Origin of the sequence: Lentzea tibetensis, from assembly GCF_007845675.1 — a bacterium.
Taxonomy (GTDB): domain Bacteria; phylum Actinomycetota; class Actinomycetes; order Mycobacteriales; family Pseudonocardiaceae; genus Lentzea; species Lentzea tibetensis.
The window spans coordinates 7344-26905 of the sequence record NZ_VOBR01000054.1 but is presented as its reverse complement, the minus strand read 5'-3'; the positions used below and the strand labels follow the sequence as shown (position 1 = coordinate 26905).

11 protein-coding genes and 8 pseudogenes are annotated in these 19562 nt (G+C 65.6%); 7 read left to right on the top strand and 12 right to left on the bottom strand.

What is annotated here, in order from left to right:
• A partial coding sequence (locus tag FKR81_RS44180; RefSeq protein ID WP_222598589.1) for a hypothetical protein occupies window positions 1-2947 on the top strand: 2947 nt, incomplete at its 5' end.
• Between the two features lie 620 nt (window positions 2948-3567).
• Here the strand turns inward: FKR81_RS44180 and FKR81_RS41640 are convergent.
• The 9 genes and pseudogenes from FKR81_RS41640 to FKR81_RS41610 form a co-directional block, all read right to left on the bottom strand.
• Window positions 3568-4362, bottom strand: a pseudogene (locus FKR81_RS41640) (transposase family protein).
• Between the two features lie 28 nt (window positions 4363-4390).
• Window positions 4391-4636: pseudogene (locus FKR81_RS46150) on the bottom strand (hypothetical protein); the annotation flags it as partial.
• 12 nt (window positions 4637-4648) lie between these two features.
• Window positions 4649-5041, bottom strand: coding sequence for a hypothetical protein (locus FKR81_RS44655; protein WP_222598588.1), 393 nt, complete (start codon window positions 5039-5041; stop codon window positions 4649-4651).
• A gap of 44 nt (window positions 5042-5085) precedes the next feature.
• Window positions 5086-5469 (bottom strand): hypothetical protein, encoded by a 384-nt coding sequence (locus FKR81_RS41630; RefSeq protein WP_146360911.1) that lies wholly within the window; start codon window positions 5467-5469, stop codon window positions 5086-5088.
• Window positions 5466-5963, bottom strand: coding sequence for an SMC family ATPase (locus FKR81_RS41625; RefSeq protein ID WP_235922220.1), 498 nt, complete (start codon window positions 5961-5963; stop codon window positions 5466-5468). Before FKR81_RS41625 ends, FKR81_RS41630 begins: the two co-directional genes overlap by 4 nt.
• 66 nt (window positions 5964-6029) lie before the next feature.
• Window positions 6030-6623, bottom strand: a pseudogene (locus FKR81_RS41620) (IS630 family transposase); the annotation flags it as partial.
• Window positions 6624-6646: 23 nt separating this feature from the next.
• A pseudogene (locus tag FKR81_RS46145) lies at window positions 6647-6808 on the bottom strand (helix-turn-helix domain-containing protein); the annotation flags it as partial.
• A gap of 99 nt (window positions 6809-6907) precedes the next feature.
• Window positions 6908-7072 carry a hypothetical protein gene (locus tag FKR81_RS44175; RefSeq protein ID WP_186763494.1) on the bottom strand — a complete coding sequence of 55 codons (165 nt, stop codon included), beginning with the start codon at window positions 7070-7072 and terminating at the stop codon, window positions 6908-6910.
• A gap of 44 nt (window positions 7073-7116) precedes the next feature.
• Entirely contained in the window at window positions 7117-9534 is a 2418-nt protein-coding gene (locus tag FKR81_RS41610; protein WP_146360905.1) for an OmpA family protein, read from the bottom strand.
• Between the two features lie 277 nt (window positions 9535-9811).
• On the opposite strand from FKR81_RS41610, the gene FKR81_RS41605 reads away from it, so the two are divergent.
• The 5 genes and pseudogenes from FKR81_RS41605 (at window position 9812) to FKR81_RS46270 (ending at window position 13212) form a co-directional block, all read left to right on the top strand.
• Window positions 9812-10024 carry a helix-turn-helix domain-containing protein gene (locus FKR81_RS41605; RefSeq protein ID WP_146360903.1) on the top strand — a complete coding sequence of 71 codons (213 nt, stop codon included), beginning with the start codon at window positions 9812-9814 and terminating at the stop codon, window positions 10022-10024.
• A gap of 35 nt (window positions 10025-10059) precedes the next feature.
• Window positions 10060-10407 carry a helix-turn-helix domain-containing protein gene (locus tag FKR81_RS45450; protein ID WP_268891621.1) on the top strand — a complete coding sequence of 116 codons (348 nt, stop codon included), beginning with the start codon at window positions 10060-10062 and terminating at the stop codon, window positions 10405-10407.
• Window positions 10401-10791 (top strand): annotated as a pseudogene (locus tag FKR81_RS45445) (transposase); the annotation flags it as partial. The gene FKR81_RS45450 and the pseudogene FKR81_RS45445, both read left to right, overlap by 7 nt.
• Window positions 10792-10818: 27 nt before the next feature.
• Window positions 10819-11339, top strand: a pseudogene (locus tag FKR81_RS45440) (transposase); the annotation flags it as partial.
• 171 nt (window positions 11340-11510) lie between these two features.
• Window positions 11511-13212: pseudogene (locus FKR81_RS46270) on the top strand (IS1634 family transposase).
• 1584 nt (window positions 13213-14796) lie between these two features.
• Here FKR81_RS46270 and FKR81_RS41575 read toward each other — a convergent pair.
• The 3 genes and pseudogenes from FKR81_RS41575 to FKR81_RS41565 all read right to left on the bottom strand — a co-directional run bounded on the left by FKR81_RS41575 (window position 14797) and on the right by FKR81_RS41565 (window position 18958).
• Window positions 14797-15568: pseudogene (locus FKR81_RS41575) on the bottom strand (oxidoreductase).
• Between the two features lie 98 nt (window positions 15569-15666).
• Window positions 15667-17697, bottom strand: coding sequence for a sensor histidine kinase (locus FKR81_RS41570; RefSeq protein ID WP_146360895.1), 2031 nt, complete (start codon window positions 17695-17697; stop codon window positions 15667-15669).
• Between the two features lie 28 nt (window positions 17698-17725).
• Window positions 17726-18958 (bottom strand): BTAD domain-containing putative transcriptional regulator, encoded by a 1233-nt coding sequence (locus FKR81_RS41565; RefSeq protein WP_146360893.1) that lies wholly within the window; start codon window positions 18956-18958, stop codon window positions 17726-17728.
• 202 nt (window positions 18959-19160) lie between these two features.
• Here FKR81_RS41565 and FKR81_RS44640 point away from each other — a divergent pair.
• Window positions 19161-19562, top strand: a 402-nt coding sequence (locus FKR81_RS44640) for a hypothetical protein (protein ID WP_222598585.1), incomplete at its 3' end; no start/stop codon positions are given.

The window sequence follows — 19562 nt, the reverse complement described above, 5'->3', positions numbered from 1 at the left end:
CGCCCACACCCTCGACATCCAACTCCGCACCACCAACACCCGCGACACCCGCGACACCACCACCCTCAACCCCACCGCCACCAACCCCATCACCATCTACCGCTCCCACAACCACTACACCGCCCACACCAACAACCCCACCACCACCGCTCTCACCACCACGGCCACCAACAACACCACGGCCGACACGGCCACCAACAACGATGTCCTACCACCCCTCATTCACAACACCATTACCAAACTCACCAACGCCGGCCCCACTCACCGACAAAACTGGCCCACCACCAACGGCCACCCCACCGACGTCGACCACTACTACGGCATCCCACGATTCAGCACCCACCAAGTAATCCACCGAAATCGCACTGTCTACGCTGGCTGTGTTGACTTCAAGCTCCCTTTGGGATGGGAGGAACGAACTGTGCATTTGGCGCGCGTGTTCGACCGAGTCATAGCCTGGGTCCCCGGCGCAACCCCCGGCACGATCGCCACCCTCCCGAACGGGTCCGCCGTGAAAGTCACGATACTCCACCAAAACCACACCCACGGCACCGTCAAGCCCGGACAGAGACTCCAAGTAATGAACATAAAAACGGCGGGCAAGGGGAGCGAAGAGTGGCGATCTCCGAACGGTAATGCGTGGGCGTCGCTCGGGGCGATAGGCGATACCATCAACTGGCGGATCATCGGAACCGCCGGCTCCCGCCAAATCGAATTTCGTGACGCGATCGACACCCTGCGTCTGAGACGCTCCCTGGACCAGCCCGAAAGTAGTAGGGTACGCAGGCGCGTCGTCGGGAACTCCGCCGCGTTGCCCCCCGAGATCACCGCGGCGCTGCTCCCGATCACGCCCAGCCCTCTCACAGCCGGGGCCTGGCCCACCACCGCCGACGGTCAGCCCGTCGATGTGTCCTCCTACCTCAACGTGCCGCACCAAGGAGGATGGACCACCCCGGCGAAACGTACCCTTCAATTTGGGGATTTTAGGATAGAAACTCCTGCACCTTGGGTCCGCCGGCAGGTGTCTTTCGCCCGCAAATTCGACACCCTCGCGATCTGGATTCCCGGCGACGAACCAGGCACTATCGCGGTCGACCACAACGAGCAACAACAGTACCTGCTCAAAAAACTCAAACCGATCCCTGCCGAGGGCACCTGCCGCCCAGGGCAGAATTTACCTTCTGGCAGCATGGCCGGATATGTAGGAAACGCCACATTGAGGGCTCCAATAGCGAAGGCCTGGGGCGGAAAAAAAGATGACGTCATTCACTGGAAGGTGAAAGGCGACATCGGTGCGCGGTATGTCGAATTCTACGACCAGAACGGCGACCTCCGAGAGGAGCACACGCGCCCCCTGGACGAAATGCGTGAGAGTGTCAATAAGCGTAAACTGGAGCGCACCCCGTCGCCTGACAATCCGGTGAAGAGGTCGATGTTCGACCCGGATGGTTCTCATCTGGCGCCCCCGACCATGTCGCGGAGCGGGTCGGATTTGAGCAGTGTGCTGGAGTGGACTGACCAGGACCCCGCCTCGTCCTCAGCCCCGGAGCCGGAACCGGGTGGCGGTCTGGACCGAGCTGGTGAGAGCTCGGCTGTGCCTGCGGCCGAGGACCCCGTCGTGCTGGCCGCGGTGGTGAGTCTGTCGGACAAGCTCGCCGTGCTGCACGCCGCCGAGGCGCGGGTCATCTACCCGCGAGAAGCGCAGGAACGCTTGAGCGCGTTGCAGGCCTCGGCCTGCCCGATGGCGAAGGCGATCGACGCGGTGTACGCCTCGGAGACCGAACAGGCGGCCAAGGTCAGGAACCTGGTCGAGATAGCGAAGATCAACCGGGAACTCGCGGACACACCCGGCGAATCCTCACCCCGCCGGGCTGGCCTCGAGGCCCGACTAGCCTTGGCGCTGACCAGAAGCGACGCGATGACCCAAGTCGCCCTGCCGGACTGGTACACCAGCTCCGACCAGCTGACCGACAAGACCCTCGACGAACTTCACCGGCTCGAGGCCGCCCGCGCCGCGCTGCGGGACGCGTCGCTGCACCTCGACACCGCCACCGAGCAGAGGAACGCCGCGCGAGACGACCTCTCCCGCGACGTCGACCGCCTGACACAGTGCCTGACCGCCGACCAGTTCACCTGGACGGCCACCGCGGCGCTCGTCACCGTCTCACCGGGCGTGGCCGACCCGGACGCGGCACGACGCCAGGCACAGCGACAAGCCGCACTCATGCTGCGCAACACCCACGTCGCCGCCCAACTGCTCAAAGTCGGCGTCCGCGTAATCATCACCCCCGACGACATCCCGCTGACCTCACTGCCCGAGTTCGGCCATCTCGCCGGCACCACCACCACCGACGGACGCCACTGGGACGACCAGAAGGCCGCCATCACCGGCCGCACCATCGCCATCTCCGAGGACGCCCTGCACAACCTGCCCCACGAAATCGCACACGCCATCCACGAACACGCACTCGACGAAACCGACCAACTCGAAATCGGCATCCGCTACCACCACAGATTCCAACAACCCAACGCCCCCTGGCCCGGCACCTACGCCACCACCGACAAATACGAGGCATTCGCCCAACTCAGCACCACCTACACCGGCACCAACCACGGCCACGTCACCAACAACAGCCACATCTGGCCACACAAAAAATGGCCAGAAATGATCCCACTACTAAAAGACATCTACGAACCAACCCCCCACGCCATCACCACCAAACCAACCCGCACAACCGACACCCCAACCCAGAAAATACCCACGCCCACACCAACGACCATTTCACCATCAACTCTCCCGGCAACGAACCCAAAAACGTTCGCCGCATACGCCAAAATGCGATCAACCAGCTCAGGAAACACCTCCCCCAACAACCACACCACAACCGGCAACACCACAACCGCAACTCCACAGCACACACAACAAACCAACGCAAAAACCAGATGACTGCGACCGACGCAAAACCCGACAGCACGCCACAATGACACACGACGTGACCGGCCACGACCACCGAAGGACATCCCCAGTGATCAAGGCTACCCAAAGGCAGGAATCACGGCGCCGACGGTCGACCAGCGGAACACGGCTGAATCCGGGCCTGGCAATGCGTCAATCGTGTTGCGCTTGCCGGAAACCTCATCCCCACTGGTCAACCCTGGTTTGCGTTCACGCCGGTTCTGTCCGTTCTCATGCCTGGGCGATCATCACGGCAAGATGATCGTTCGTGCTCCTGCGACTGGCTTACCTCGGTCTGATCAATACCTTCGCCCTGCTCCGAATCCTCCCGGTGAGCAGCCTTGCTGTCGAGAAAGGATGCCAACTCCCGCCTGGAATCTGTTTGAACAACTTGCGGTCAGCTTTCTTGACTTTTACGTCGATCGTAGCAGGTGACTCCTATTTGAATCTCAAAGCCTCAAGCTCGACGGTGCCGTTCGACTTGCCCTCGAGCTCGTCGAGGAACGCCTTGTTCACCTGTCGCGCATTCGGGTCGGGCCAACTCGAACTTTCCAGCCGGTCTCGGCAGCCCGCTTGGTCCATTCCCTAATATTGAGCCTTTCCAGTTGGGGTTATCCGGCGAGGATGAGGGTTTGAACGGCGTTGACCAGGGTGGTCGCCTCGCTCGGGCTGTTGCGGATCTTCCGTAGAATCTTCCAGCTCTTGAGCTGGGCGTGTGTACGTTCGCCGGGGCCGCGGAGCCGGGCGTGGGCGGTGTTGACGTCTTTCTGGTTCTGTGACAGCGGTCGGTAGTTGCCGGTGGCGGGGTCTTTGCGGCGGGGCCGCTGCGGCACGGTGACCGCCGGCCCGGCGCCTGGGTAGCCGCGGTCGGCCAGCACCCGGACCCGCGCGGTGGTGAGCGCGTCGATGATGCCGTGTTCACGGGCTGCGGCGAGGTCGTGCCGGGCGCCGGGCAGGGCGGGTGAGACCCCGGATCAGCCGCCCGGCGGGGTCGGCGACGACCTGCACGTTCACCCCGTGGACCTTGTGTTTCCCGGATAGAAGGGCCGGTCACCGCGCGAGGCCATCGCGACCCGGTCGATCCGCGCCGGACTCCCGTCGAGGATCACATACGCCTTGCCCTTGGCGACATCGATGGCCTGGGCCAGGGTCGGGGCGAGGGCGGCCAGCAGCGCAAGGCCTTCTCGGATATAGCGGAAGACGGTCGTGACGCCGACGGCGAACCCGCAGGCCAGATCGGCATAGGTTTCGCCTTTACGCAGGTAGGCCACCACCAGCAGGGCCTGGCGGCCGACATCGAGCCGACGCCAGCGGGTCCGTAGCTCGCCTCGGCGGCGCCGTAGTGCGTCGGCCAGCAGTTGCAGCCCACGGTTGGACACGGCCATCCCTGACAGGTAGGAAAACAAGCGGAGCTCCTGGTGCGACGGTGTGGATCTAGGCAATCCCCGTCCTACCAGGAGCTCCTCGCCGTCCAACACCCACTCCGACCACACCGGACGGAGGTTGAAAAAGGCTCAGTGTCGGCAGGTCGAGCTGGGAAGCGGCCCAGTACAGGGCGCCGAGGACGTGGTCGCGGGCCACGGTCAGGTCGTGTACCGAGCCGGGCTCGACATCACTGACCCACAACGGGAAACCGTCCGGTGCCAGCACGGCCTGGACGTTGCCGCCCGGCCCGCGGGCCTTGCCCGAGTATCAGGCATCGATCTGCTCGCCCTTGACGCTGGTGGTCTTCTCGCCCAGCCGGTCGGTGACGAACAGCTTGCCGTCCGGCACGACATGGGAGGCACCGTCATCTTTGGCCCGGCGCAGGGCGTCGTGCAGCTCCGGTGCCTGCCCGGCCAGCACGTCGATCATCTCGGCCAGGTAGCGGTAGCCCGTGGCGTGGGAGATGCCGTGGTCACGTGCGAGCGCGGGCACGTCGCGGTTCTCGCGGAACCAGCGCAGCCCGAACACCGCCTGCTGGAAACACGACAACGCCCTGGAACGACGAGGAGTGCCACGCTCACGTCGCTCGGCGTGCAACAGACGGCCGAGGTACTGGGCGAGTGCACGGGGCACGTCGAGGATGGCACGATAAGCGATCACGTGGAGTCCTTGGCGAGTGAAGATCATCTTCGGCGAGAGTTCTTCTACCAGGGACGGCGTGCGGCGCGGTGCTGAAACACACCCCTCTGGACAATGGGGTCGACCACCTGTGCCCGGTCGGCTCGGCACGAGACCACGCCGGCCGCGTAGGAAGCGCAGATCCCCATGCTCGCCGCGGTGTCGTCGCCGTCGTTTATCCACACACGCGCGTCGATGCGCCGCACGCCGTCGACGAACAACACCGCGTCCGGCACCGTGACCGCCGCCGTCGCGCCGATGGGTTCCCATTGTGCTTCCGGCACCTCGACGTCCAAATCGACGACGGCCTCCGACACAGCGAGGTCGTCCATATCCATCGCGGAGCCGTAGCCGACCTCCCAGCCGTCGACGTTGAACCGCATCGGCGCGGTGGCGGCGGTTGTGATCACAGGGCCTCCCTGACGATGCGCGAACTGGTTGCGTCCCTGGTGACCCTGAACCGGACGGGCACTCGTTCGGCGAGTGCGCCGACGTGGGTGATGACGCCGACCATGCGAGAACCGGAAGCGGCGAGGTTCTCCAGCGTCGACGCGACCGTGTCCAGCGTCTCCTCGTCCAGCGTGCCGAAGCCCGCGTCCAGGAAGATCGAGTCGAGCTTGGCAGCTCCAGCGGCCGCCAGCGCACCCATCTGCGACGACAGTGCCAACGCCAACGATGCCTGGAAGGTCTCACCACCTGACAGCGTCTTCACAGGCCTGCGCGCGTCGGCCTCGTTGTGGTCGATCACGTGGAACACGCCCTTGACGTACTCGAGGTCGAACTGTCCCCCCGACAGGTCCAGTAGCAACGCCGAGGCCTCCGCGACAAGGGTGTCCACGGCGCTGGACACCAGCCAGCGCTGGAACGCGTCGGAGCGCATGAGATCGGCGAGGACTTTCGCCACCTGCGACTCTCCCTCGGCAACGGAGATGTCCCCACGCAACCTATTGAGCCGAAAGTATTCGGTTGCCTACATGATCGCGTAGCGGACGTGACGGGCATGGAAGTAGCCGTTGACGATGTGCGGCTGACGCTGACGGCGGCGCAGGAAGCGTCGGGTCTCGTGGGCGAGTTGGTCGGCGGTGTGGGCGCGGGAGGCGTTGACGTTGTGTTTGAGGTCGGCGTTGAGCAGCTCGTCCGGGTTCAACTCCGGGCTGTAGCCGGGCATCAGGTGCAGCTCGACACCGTTGTCGTTGGCCTCCAACCAGGCGCGAACGGCCTTGCTGCGGTGCACGGGATGCCGGTCGGCGATGACGTGGACCTTCCGGCCGGCGTGGCGTGCCATGCGGTCGAGGAAGGCGGTGAACACGGGCGCGGTGAAGCGGCCGGTGAACACGGTGAACCACAACGCGCCCCGCGAGGCGACGGCGGACATGACGTTGACCCGCAGCCGTTTTCCGGTCACCCGCACCTCCGGAGTCCGTCCCCGCGGCGCCCACGAACGACCGGGCGCCGCAGCGTCGGAGCGCAGTCCGCACTGGTCGACCCACGTGACCGCGGCGCCCTCGACCTTCGCTCTGGTCGCGATCGCCGGGTACTCCTCGTCGAGCCAGGCCCGCACCGCGGCAGGTTGCTGTCATAGGCGCGGCGGGCCGGGCGCTGCGGGGTGAATCCGGGCCGGCGCAGCCACAGCCCGACACCCTGCTCGGTCATCTCGACCCCGAGGACCAGCCGGATCAGCACGACCACCGCCTGGCGTGTCCACAGCGGGCCGCCGATCAGCAGCTCTTCGGGCGTGTAGTCGGCCATAGCCGCGAACAGCGTGCCCCGATCTTCCGGGCTGATCAGCTCGGCAGGTCCCGGCCGCCGACCTGGTCGCACCGCCAGGCCGTCGCGCCCCTCTCCGCGCTAGGCCCGCCACCAGGTGCCCACCGACCGCTCCGAGACCCCGAACACCTCCGCCGCCCACCAGTAGCCCCCGACCTGCCCGGACTCCAGCGCGGCCACCACCCGCAACCGCAGCACCTCACGCTCCGCGGGAGATAACCGATGCGCACCCTCGACCTCGATCACAAGTGATCAACTTACAGGCAAGCGATCAATTTCGATTCAATATCTTACCGCATGCCAATGCCGCTCTGACGGTGCTGTGTAACCAAATTCGGCGGAGGCGATCCCAACGTGCTACTAGTACTAGATTGTCTGGAGTAGCCCGAGGAGCGCATCTTTGCAGTCTCCGAGATGCTCGTAGGTTTCCCGTGCGCACTGGGAGGCCGAGGTGACTGCGCCGAGTTCATCGAGGTATGCCTGGTCTCGCTGAATGCGGTGTCCACAGGCTCGGGCGGCAGTGAAATTGCGACATTGGCGTGACGCCGCAGTTGGTTCGCGTTCCCATTGGACCCGTTGATCAGCTCCCTGCCTCCGGCTTTCAGCTCGATCATTATGTCTGCGGCTGTGATCATGCCGCCGCCACCGGCGTGTAGACGACGAAGGCTCTTATCGAGCTCCACGACCAGGGTGTCTCGTACCGCCTGCGCGCGCCGCAGGGATGTGCGCTCAGCCTGGTTCTTGTTGAACAAACTGCCATTGCCATAGCCGGTGATGGTGACTGTGGGGATGGTCCTTCCTTGTTCGACAATCGCCGCCTGAGCGACCTTGTCGGCCAGCTCCCGGATAGCCGCCAGTTGCTCCTCGCTGACTTTTTTCGACCTCTCGTCGAAACCGATGTCACGGCTCTCGATCGTCACCGCTTCAGCCGGGTTCTCGACCTGACGAGCGGCGAACTTTCTCATAGACTCGCCGAATGTCTGCGTTGTGCTGAGCACGCCACCGGAGGGAGCCGCGCTGCCGAGCGCCGCCTGGTAGAAATCTCGCGCGAAAGTGATACAGTTGGCTGAGGTCAGACTGTATGCTTCCCGACTTCCGTTCTGCACTGCACGATACAACTTGTTCTGCACGGACCGCAGGTAGACCATCGCCCTGTCCAACTGAGCAGCACTGATCTTGACGCTGGCCGAATTGTTTGGCACGTGTCCGTACTCGGGAGAAACAATTTGTGCGGGTACCTTCTTGCCCGAAAAAAGGTTCTCAGTGCTATAGGAATCCGCGGGCATGAAACCGAACGAGAACTCACGCCCCGAGGCGAACGGACGATCAGGATCGCCGATGGGGAACCGGACGCCGATCCACGCGTGCCCAGCAACGAACTCGTCGGGATTGCCACTGTCAGCGTGCAGGGTGAGCTCGATGTTCCGGGCCTCGCGATCCGGGCTCGTATAGATGAGTTCCTCAAGCTTTTGCAGACCGTGCGACCACTCCGTGTCCGTCATTGGACCGGCGGCGCTCGGAGCAAGATCCACACTGGCTGAGGCGTTGAACTTTGCCGCATCATTCGCCAGTGTCCGCAGGCCCGAAACATCATCGAGCAAAGAGCGTCCGGTGAGATCATTGTATTTCTGGTCGACGATCCACAGTGACCGCAGATCTCGCTCGACGCCCTGCAGCGATTGGAGCACACCATCGAAGTCGCCGACGCCCACCAGATCTTCCAACTTCTCGGCAACCTGCAGCGCATCGGGGAAGTCTTGAGGAAGCATGTCGGCCAGATAGTTGCCTGTCACTTCCTCGTAAAGGTCACCGACCGTCCACAAGGTACGCATGTCGTGGTCGATACCATTCAAAAGCCTGAGCGCCTCTTGCTTGTTCGCCTCGTAGCTGGACCCGGCAGCCTGCCGGATGGACCAAGTGAGCCACTTGTCAGGAAGTTCCTCGGGTAGGTCGTCCAGCAAAGAACGACCGCTGGCCTGCAGGTAAGCGTCCTCCATCATCCACAGAGTGCGGATGTCGTGATCGACAGGTGTGAGCACTTCAAGTGCCCGATCAGCCTCGTCGGCCTCGATTAGCTCGAGCAGACGGTTTGTCACTTCGACTGTTCGCGGATAGTCGTGCGGCAGGTCTTTCCACAGTTTCCGTCCGGCCAGCTTCTGGTATTCGTTCGCCATGGAATGCAATACCCTAGTATCGCTAGCCATTGCCCACTGCGCTTTGATGTGACGATCCATCGTGCGCCAAAGCTTCTGGCCAGCCTCAGCCCCCTCCCTGGTGATCACATCGTGCAACTTGGCAGCGAGTTCTTGTGCATTTTCCCAGGTCTGATCAACCGGCGACGCTCTGGCGGCTTGTTTGAGTGACGCGGCGATGTCTCGTCCGAACTTGGAGCTGTCACGAACGTCGAAGCGGACTGTGCCCAGCATTTCGGGGGAGAGTTGCTCCACGACATTGAGGATCTCGAGCCACACGGTGTCCGGCACCGTGCGGCCCGGTTCGCCGATCGTGATAGTCGCCAACGGCCCACGTGGAAACGAGACCTGGCGCGCCACTTTCGTTCCTTGAGCTGACAAGTTTTCCGGTCGGAACCACAAACCCGATCCGGTGACCTCTACCTGCCAACCTTGGCTGCCCGGAAGTTTGCAGACGCGCTTGCCGACATTTTCCAAGCTTGCCAGCATTGCTTCGACAACAGGCGGCTCACTCATGCGCGTCGCCGGGGGTTACTGTTGATCTTCATCGGCAGATCCTCCAGTGTGATCACCAGATAGACTCGGTGGTCCGACTTAGGCTCGCCATGGCTTGTCCCTGACTGTGGTGCGTGTTAACCCTTCATAACGAGGACGTTGAGACCGAGCCAGGGGTTCATTTTGCTGTCTGGAGGTTGGTGCAACATGAAGCTTGGTCCTGCGTCTGAGGTTCACCCTGGGCAGTGGACACCGAGTTATTGAGCCGAAAGTGATCGTTTTCCTGTAGGTTGATCATGTGGTCGGGGTGGAGGACGCGCGTCGGTTGTCGCCCGCGGAGCGTGAGGTGCTGCGGTTGCGGGTGGTGGCCGCGTTGGAGTCCGGGCGGGTCGAGGGCTACCGGCGGGCGGCGGAGGTGTTCGGGGTCTCGGAGCGGTCGGTGGGCGGTTGGTGGCGGGCCGTGACGGTCTGGCCGTCAGGCGGGTGCGGCGTCCGGGGCCGGAGGAGCTGATCAGCGCGCCGGAGCGGGGCACGTTGTTCGCGGCGATGGCGGACTGCACGCCCGAGGAGCTGCTGATCGGCGGCCCGTTGTGGACTCGGCCTGCGGTGGTGGAGTTGATCCGGCTGGTCGTCGGGGTGGTGATGACCGAGCAGGGCGTCGGGTTGTGGTTGCGCCGTCACGGTTTCACCCCGCGGCGGCCAGCCCGGCGGGCCTACGAGCAACAACCGGCTGCGGTGCGCGCCTGGCTGGACGAGGAATACCCGGCGATCGAGACGCGAGCAGGGGGTGCGGCGGTCGCGTGGGTGGACCAGTGCGGGCTGCGCTCGGACTCGGCCCCGCCGGGACGTTCGTGGGCGCCGCAGGGACGCACTCCGGCGGTGCGGGTGGGATGAGCGCGGTTCTGGAGGCACGCGTGCTTGGCGAGTTCGGCGACGATCCGAAACGGTATGCCACCGCGAAGGCCCGCAAGAACTACGCAGGCACCAGCCCCCATCACGCGGGCGTCCGGCAAGAAGACCGTGGTAGCAACACGATTCGTGCATAACGACCGGCTCGTCGACGTGCTCGGCCAGCAGGCATTCACCGCCATACGCACCTCGCCCGGCGCACGCGCCTATTACGACCGGCACCGCGCTCGTGGGGTCGAGCATCAGGCCGCGTTGCGGCAGGTCGCCAATCGCCTCGTGGACATCATGCACGGCTGCCTGAAAAGCCGAACTCGCTACGACGAGACAGCGGCATGGCGCAACCAGCTGGCCGAAAAGGTTACGGCTTGACATTCCAGAACCAGGGATATCTTTCTGATGAGCAAGCCTACCGGGTTCTATCCGTCGTTGACCGTCGATACCGCTGGAACGGGAGTGGTGTCGCAGGCGGGTGCGACGTTGCTGGTCGAGACCGTGCGCAAGACCGGCCTGGACCAGGCACTATCGGCAGTGCTGGACCGGTGGCGCAGACCGGCCGCGGTCCACGATCCCGGCAAGATCGTGTGCGATCTGGCGATCACGCTGGCCGTGGGCGGGGACTGCCTGGCCGACCTCGCGACCCTACGGGCCGAGCCGGCTTGTTCGGCCCGGTCGCCTCGGACCCAACGGTGTCACGTCTGATCGACACCCTAGCCACGAACGCGGACACAGCCCTTGCGGCCCTGGACAGCGCCCGTGCGCGAGTGCGGGCCAAGACCTGGGAACTCACCGGTGAGCACGATCCCGACCACGGCATCGACACGGACCATCCGTTGATCGTCGACCTGGACGCCACCCTGCTCGACGCGCACTCCGAGAAGCAGCACGCGGCGCCAACGTTCAAGCGTGGCTACGGGTTCCAGTGCGCCATGAGCCTGGGTTCCGCAGCTAATCGGCTTTCTGGTCCACATTCCGGACTGAAAGCGCAGGTCAGGTGCATCGGGGATGCTCAGAATCACGGGAACGCCTAGATACACGCCTGATGGCGAAGCCTCTGATGAGGAAAGGTGATTAGCGATATCGTCTAGTCCATGTACCTGCGATCGACGCCACGGCGGAACAAGGACGGCTCCCAGGTCCGCTACCTGCAGTTGGCCCACAACGTGTGGGATCCGCAGCTGCGGCGCTCGAAAGTGCGGGTCGTGTACAACTTCGACCGCGAAGACCAGGCGAACCGGGACGCGCTGCAGCGCCTGGTCGCCTCGCTCACGCGGTTCCTCGACCCCGGCGCGGCGCTGGCCGCGACGGCGGATGGGCTGGAGTTCACCGAATCCAGGCCGCTGGGCGGAACCTGGGTGCTGGACGCCCTGTGGTCCCGGCTGGGCATCGGGCCAGCGATGCGCCAACTGCTGGTCGGGCGCCGCCGGGACGACACGGCCGAGCGGGTGCTGTTCGGCCTGGTAGCCAACCGCGCGGTGGCGCCCTCGTCCAAGCTGGCCGCCGCCCGCTGGATCAGCCAGGACGTCCTGATCACCGACCTGCCCGCCACCACCGATGACGCCTGCTATCGGGCGATGGACTGGCTGCTGGAGATCGCCGGCCCGTTGGAGAAGACGGTGTTCGACCAGGTCGCGCACCTGCTCAACCTTGAGGTGGACCTGCTGTTCTTCGACACCACCTCCACCTACTTCGAGACCGGCGAGGCGGACGAGCCCGTCGCCCGTGACGCAGGCGGCAACACTGTCGCCAGCGACGAGGACGCGGAGCAGGGCAAGGACGCCGGGTTCCGCACGTACGGCAAGTCCAAGGACCAGCGTGATGACCTGCCCCAGGTCGTCATCGGGATGGCCGTGACCAGGGAAGGGATCCCGGTCCGGGTGTGGTGCTGGCCTGGGAACACCAGCGACTCCGCGCTGATCCGGCAAGTCAAGGACGATATGCGCGACTGGTGCCTGTCGAAGGTCATCTGGGTCACCGACCGCGGGTTCACCTCCGCGGCCAACCGCCGACCTCCGCAAGGGCGGCGGGCACTACATCATCGGGGAGAAGCTGCGCTCCGGGTCCGCTGAGGCGGACGCGGCCCTGTCCCGGCAGAGCCGCTACAAGGACGTCACGGGAAACCTCAAGGTCAAGGAAGTCCGCATCGCCGAGGACGAGCGGTTTGTCATCTGCTTCAACCCCGAGGCCGCCGAACGCGACGCCGCCCTCCGCGCCCGCATGATCGCCCAGCTCACCGAACTCATCACCGGCTCGGATCAGCTCAGCAAGGACAAACGCGTCGAACTGCGCGGCGTGATCTCCACGAAGCCGGGCCTGAACAGGTATCTCCGCGTCACCCCCGGCGGGCTGCTGCGCACCGACGCCGCCAAGGCCAAGGCCGAGGAGAACCTGGACGGCAAGTACCTGCTGCGCACCTCCGACCCGACACTGTCCGCTGAGGACATAGCACTGGGCTACAAGCAGTTACTCGAAGTGGAGCGCGGCTGGCGGGACATGAAGCAGGTCATCGATCTGCGCCCGGTCTACCACCGCAAGGAACAGCGCATCCGCGCCCACGTCCTGCTGTGCTGGCTGGCCCTGCTGCTGGCCCGCATCACCGAGAACGCCTGCGGGAACACGTGGCCGAACCTACGCCGCGAGCTGGACCGCATCCAGGTCGGCACCTTCACCGGCCCCGCGGGCACCTTCCGCCAGCGCACCGAGATCACCAAGGCCCAGCGCGACATCCTTCACTCCCTGAACATCGACGCCCCGCCCCGGATCTACCAGCTCACACCCGTTGCGCAATCCTGACCAGCACGGACTCCGCTGCCTAGATACACGCCGTCCGCCCAGCAGGCGGCGTGTTCTCACACGTCAACGGCCATATTCGCTGTCTAGACCGCTACATCAACTGCGGAACCCAGGATGAGGCGCTCCGTCGTATCCCTGGCGCAGCCGGGAGGAACTTGGAAGGAGGTTCCTGGGTCCGATGACTTACCTTGATCCGAAACGGTGACGGGAACCACAGCATGTCAGGAAACTGGCGGTCATGCCGAGACGTTACGGGTGACGCGTCAGGGACCCGCGTGACACGGTGAAAGCTTGATTGGCTGAACCCCAATCTCCAGCGGAGACAACGGCCTCGGAAAACACTGGCGAGCCCGTCGGCGCCAGACCTGGCGGCCATCTCGCCACCACCGCACACCCCACTGTCCACGATGGCACCGCCAGCACCGATCAGCTTGAACCCGCCGCCAACGCTTCCGCGGCTGCCGTCACCAGCCTGGCGGATCGGACGTCAGGGCTGGCCGGGGAATCACCACCAACTCACCAGCAGCACCCGCGCCACCGGCGACCGACGGGCGGTTGGTGGCCTGGGCCCGGATTCGTCTTCGGTTCCGTCACCTCCATCGCCGCCAACGTCCTGCACACCTGGCTCCCCGCCCAACACCAATCACCAGGCTGGACACCGGGCCTCGCACCCCAACTCGGTGCCGCGGTCTGGCCCATAGGCCTACTGCTCTCCGTCGAAATCCTCTCCCGCATCCACTGGCCACAAGGCAAGTTGTGGAACCTCGCCCGCTACGCCAGCACCAGCACCGTCGCACTCGGCTCCGCAGTCATCTCCTACGGACACCTCCGCGACCTCCTCCTCGCCTGGCACTACCCACCACTCGCCGCCGCCGTCGGACCACTCGTCCTCGACGGACTCATGACCATCTCCGGCTTCGCCCTACTCGCCATCAGCAACCAGCACGACCGACGGACTGGCATACGCCGCTGCCACGGACAACGGAGGCGCCTCGAAGGGATGACACGACCAATCCCCAGGCATTGCGCCACCGCGTGCACGACGGGGAACAACGAAAACAACACCTGTGGGTCCACCTCGAAAGGGAGCCGCGACCGGCTGTGGCGATTGCTCCCGTCTCATGAGCGTACTGGCGGGGCGTACGTGTGGCCTATACGTGGTAGGCAACCACACTTCGGAGCGCCGCTGCAGTGGTCACACCAGCAACAGCGGAAGCGGGGAACATCCTGCTCGCTCGATGCGGCGCACGGCTCGGACAAAAGATCCGCGCCGGCTGTCATGTCGAGGCGGTCACCGTCACTCGGATCAACGACGGCGTTGCGCGGCCAGAGGAAGGGGTACCGCTGACCACAGTGTCCACAAAGGCTCAGACCCCATGAAGTAGAACACGAATCGCAGTAGCGTGTGGATAGTCGGTGTAGCCCCTCTCATCGCCGCCGTAGAACGTGCTCGGGTCGGGCGTGTTGAGCTCGTGGCCGTCGCGCAGCCTCTGCGCACGAAGTCCGGGTTCGCGAGCGTCATCGTGCCGACCGAGAGGACGTCAGCGAGGCCGCTGGCCACGTCGGCGCCGGGCCGGTTGAGGATCAGTTTCGTCGGCCACATCTCGCGGATCTCGCTGACCCGTGAGTCGTCGCCGCCGTGCAGGACGTGCAGGTAGCGAGGTTCAACGGAGCGAGCGCGCCCACCAGCGCACGGTACAACTCGGTCGTGTCGTGCTCGACGATGTCGTTGTAGGTGTTTCCTGGGGAGATGCGGATCCCGGTGCGTCCAGCCCCGATCTCCTCGGCGATGCCGGAGGCGAGCCCGACGGCGAACCGGATCCGGTTCTCGATCGAGCCGCCGTAGCGGTCGGTGCGCTGGTTGGCGTTGCTCGACAGGAACTGGTGTACGAGGTAGCCGTTGACGCCGTGGATCTCCACGCCGTCGGCGCCCGCCTTGATCGCCGCGGCGGACGCGGCGCGGAAGTCCTGCACGGCGGTGGCGATCTCGTCACTCGACAGCTCTCGCGGTACCGGCATCTGCCGCGGGCCAGACGTGGTGAAGCCCGCGGGCCGGACCGCGGATGGTGCGACCGGCTGACGGCCGTGTGGGGTGTTGTCCGGGTGTGCGATGCGGCCGACGTGCATGAGCTGGATGAAGATTCGTCCGCCAGCGTCGTGGACGGCGTCGGTCACCAGGCGCCCCCCGTCAATGTGCTCGTCCGTGTGGATCCCCGGCGTCAGCAGGTAGCCCTGACCGTCGGGAGAGGGCTGCCCGCCCTCGGTGATGATCAGACCCGGTCGACGCGCGCTGGGCGTAGTACTCAGGGTTCAGCGTGGTCGGGACACCTTCCGGCGTGGAACGGTCTCGTGTCATCGGAGCCATCGCCAGGCGGTGCTCGAGCTCGACGTCTCCCAGCGTGACCGGGGCTCCACAGCGGTGCGGTGGTCATGTGGTTCCTCAGCGCCTCTGATTCACGGTCGCTGAGGGCTTGTCGGAAACACGGCCACGACGGCGGTGCCTTCTGGTCCGCTCGTGATCTCACAGCTCCCGCCGATCTCGGCTGCTCGCTCCGCCATCGACAGAAGGCCGACGCCGCGTCGCGTGGTGCTGTCGCGGATTCCGGTGCCGTCATCGCGCACCTCGAGCAGGAGTGAGTCCGGGCGGACGGCCAGTCGTACGGTGGCGTGAGTTGCCCCGGAGTGCCGCACAGCGTTGGTCAAGGCCTCTGCGGCGATCCTGTACGCGGCCAGTTCGACGTCGGCAGGCAATGCAGGCAGCCGGTTCGGCATGTCGGTGACGATCTCGAGTGCTGGACTGTGCAGGCGATTGCTGAGTTCGTCGAGCGCTTCTGGCAGGCCGTGCCGTTCCAGCGTGGAGGGCTGGAGGTCTTCGGTGATGCGGCGGGTTTCCGCGACGATGTCGCGCAGGTCCCGCGAAATGTCATCGAGGAGCATGGAACTCGGCGAGCCGGCGGGAAGCAGCGCGCTGGCGGTGTCGACGCGCATCCTGATCGCGGCCAGCGAGGGACCGAGTCCATCGTGGACGTCGCGGGACAGCCTGCGCCGCTCGTCGTCGCGTGCGGTTATCACCCGCTGGCGGCTGGCCTCCAGCTGTTCGTACAGGATCAGAGCGGAGACCGCCGGTGCCGAGAGGTCGGCCAGTGACTGCAGCACCGCCTGGTCCATGTCGTCCAACTCGCGCTGGCCGTCGCGCGGCGGGACGAGCAACCAACCGGTGAGCGTGCCCTGATGGCACAGCTCGAACTGGACAGCGGCAGCCAACCGTCCGATGTCGCCGACGGCGGCGAGCCGTCGTGGGCTCCCGGAGACGTTGATGTCGATGGCGGCTGCCGGTATGCGCAGCGCGCTCACCACGATCTGGCAGACACCAACCGGGACCTGCTCGTGACCCAGGTTGTCCCGGAGCCGACCGGCCAGCATGTGGGTGACGTGGTAGGGCTCCGCGCGCTCGCCGTACAGCAGCCGGTCCACCCGCCGGGAGACCCAGGTGTTCGCCGGGCGCAGTACGAGGCCGACGAGTGCGGCGAGCACGGCGAGCATCGCGGCCAGCGCGGAACTCGCACCCGGTAGCGAGACCGCCACGGCCGCTGCGGCGGCGGTGTACACGGCGACGAGGAGGACGGCGGGCACGACAGTGGCGATGATCCGCCGGGCGGCGCGGTCGAGCAGGAACAGCTGGTCGCGGACCACCACGTACCCGATCGCCGTCGGCCACAGCACGGTCACGGCCACCTTGAGGCCGGCAACCCACGGCGACCAGGTCAGCAGCTGACGCACCCCCTCCTCGATCAGAAAGAACACGAAGACGGGGAGCGCGATCGTGATCTGCCGCCGGGTCACGCTGTCGGCCCGCAGCCACCGGAACGCCGGGCTCACCGCGGCCACGACGATGCCCGGCCAGGCGATCAGCCCGAGCACCTGCTTGAGCTGCTCGGCCGGTGCCTGCCACGCCGCGGAGTACAGCGCGTTCGCCATCTCGATCCCACCTGGCCGCCACATCGCGAAGGTGAGCAGGTCGAGCGCCTCGTGGCCGAGGATGATCGCTGACAGGCCTGCGGCGAACGACCGCGCCCATCGACCAGGCAGCCGGCCGTCCGGAAAGCAGAGTGGGACGAGGACGGTCAGGATCCTGGGGATTTGCCAGAGCATGTACTCAGCCCATACGGCCGCTTGGACCGCGCTGGTGATCTCGGTGGTGAACCGCAGGCAGGTCGACAGCAGCGCGGCCAGGCTCCACGCGAAGCCATCGATCAGGAGCATCCTGCCCAGCGCGCGGCGCCGGCTGCGGACGAGCACGAGGAACCCGACCAGGACGAGACTTGCGCCCTGCAGCACGTACTGCCACAGCTCGGCGGTCGGCTGGCTGGATAACGCGAGGAGCTGATCCGGGCGGTGCGCGGCGAACACGGCGAGTTCGGCCAGCAGCAGTAGCAGGCTGACCGACGTGATGATGGCTGCTGACCGCGTGTGCCCGGTCGTCATGTGCGTCACCCGTGTGCCCTTGCCGCGGCTACGGTGCCGCGGCGAGCGCGGCCAGGCGCGAAGCGACGCCGCGGCTGAACACCGAGCTGCCTCGGGCAACGGTTCGCACCGCCTGCAACACCTCGGCACGTCCGGTGCCCTTGACGAGATAGCCTCGTGCGCCCGCACGCAGGGCACCCACGATGGCGTCATCCGCCTCGGACATCGTCATCACGAGCACTCCGGTCGCGGGATGTTCCGCCGCGAGCATCCGGGTGACCTGCACGCCCGATCCACTTGGCAGATGCAAGTCCATGATCACGACGTCTGGTGCTGTCCTCCTGATGACGTCAAAGGCGTCGTCGACGTCACCGGCCTCACCGACAACCTCGATGTCGCCTGCCGACTCGAGAGCCAGGCAAACGCCGGACCGGAACAACGGATGGTCGTCGACGATGACGACCCGCACAGGGGATTGCGGGGGGACCTCGGTGGCGGGCGGCTGGGGCGCGGCGGTGTACTGGTCGCCGCGGAGAATGGCGCTCTGCAGTGACTGGAGCTCCGGGCCGGGATCGAGCCCGAGCTCGGTCGCCAGGTGCTGACGGGTCGTCTGGTAGACGGCGAGTGCGTCGCTCGTACGCCCGCAGCGGTGCAGCGCCAGCATGTACTGCGCCACGATGTGCTCGCGCAGCGGGTTCGCGGCCACCAGTCGCGTGAGCTCGCCGATCAGTTCCCGGTGCGAACCGAGGCGCAGCTTCGCGGCCAGTCGGTCCTCGATCGCGACCAGGCGTGCCTCCTCAAGGCCGTGGCAAAGCGTTGCGCGGATCTCCGCCGGTGCCGCGCCCTCCAGCGCCGGGCCGTGCCAGAGGTCCAGAGCGCGGTCGAGCAGCCCCACCCGCTCCTCGTCCGGGACGTCCTGGGCCTGAGCGACCAGTGCGCGGAACCGGTGTACGTCCACCCGGAGCGGGTCGGTGCGCAGCGCATACGCGTTGCCCTGCCGGACGAGTACGACGCCGCATGCGGCCTCGCTGAGCATCTTCCTCGACTGCGATATGCACACCATGACGGCGTTGGCCGCGGTGCGCGGCGGAGACACCGGCCAGGTCAGGTCGATCAGCCGGTCCAGCGACACCAGCTGGTTCGCCTCCAGCGCGAGGACGGCGAGGATGAACCGGCTCTTGCGCGGGCCGAGCTCGATGCGCCGGTCACCCACATACGCCTCGACCGGCCCCAGCAGCCTGAGCTCCCACTCCGCCCGGCTCCCCACCAAGCCTGAGATCACGGCGGACAGACTACAAAACAGCCGCCAGCGAATATTTGTGGCACCCGATAATGCCCATCACCGCACGTGACGCACTTACAAAGGGCTGTAAGCGGGCTGTAAGCGAGTTCTCAACGGCTGCTCCCAGGATTGTGGTGACCGGTCGGAGCGTGTGGTTCGCCGCCTGGTTCCGAGGGAAAGACAATATTTCGAAAGGGGAACTATGCGAATCAAGTTCGCTGGGTTGCTGGCCGCTGTCGCGGCCGCGCTCATGGCGGTCACCACCATGTCCGCCCCGGCCATGGCCGATCCAGCCGCAGCCGGCGAGGTGGGCACGATGGCTTCGGAGAAAGAGGTGAGAATCAGTTTCTACAACAACGGCTGGTACTGGGCGTACGCCGACGTCTGGGGTAAGAACGACCGCGGCGAGGTGATCTACCACGACTTCAGCGGCAGCGTCGGTCACTCCGGCGGGAGGTGGTTCACCGTGCCCGCGAAGGTGGCCAAGTTGGAGTGGAAGGTCCGGATGGAGCCGTTTGGCGACACCATCCACGACCAGTACATCGACAACTGGTACGACTTCGCGTGCACCGGCAAGGACGCCGGCAAGCACGCCACCATGTAC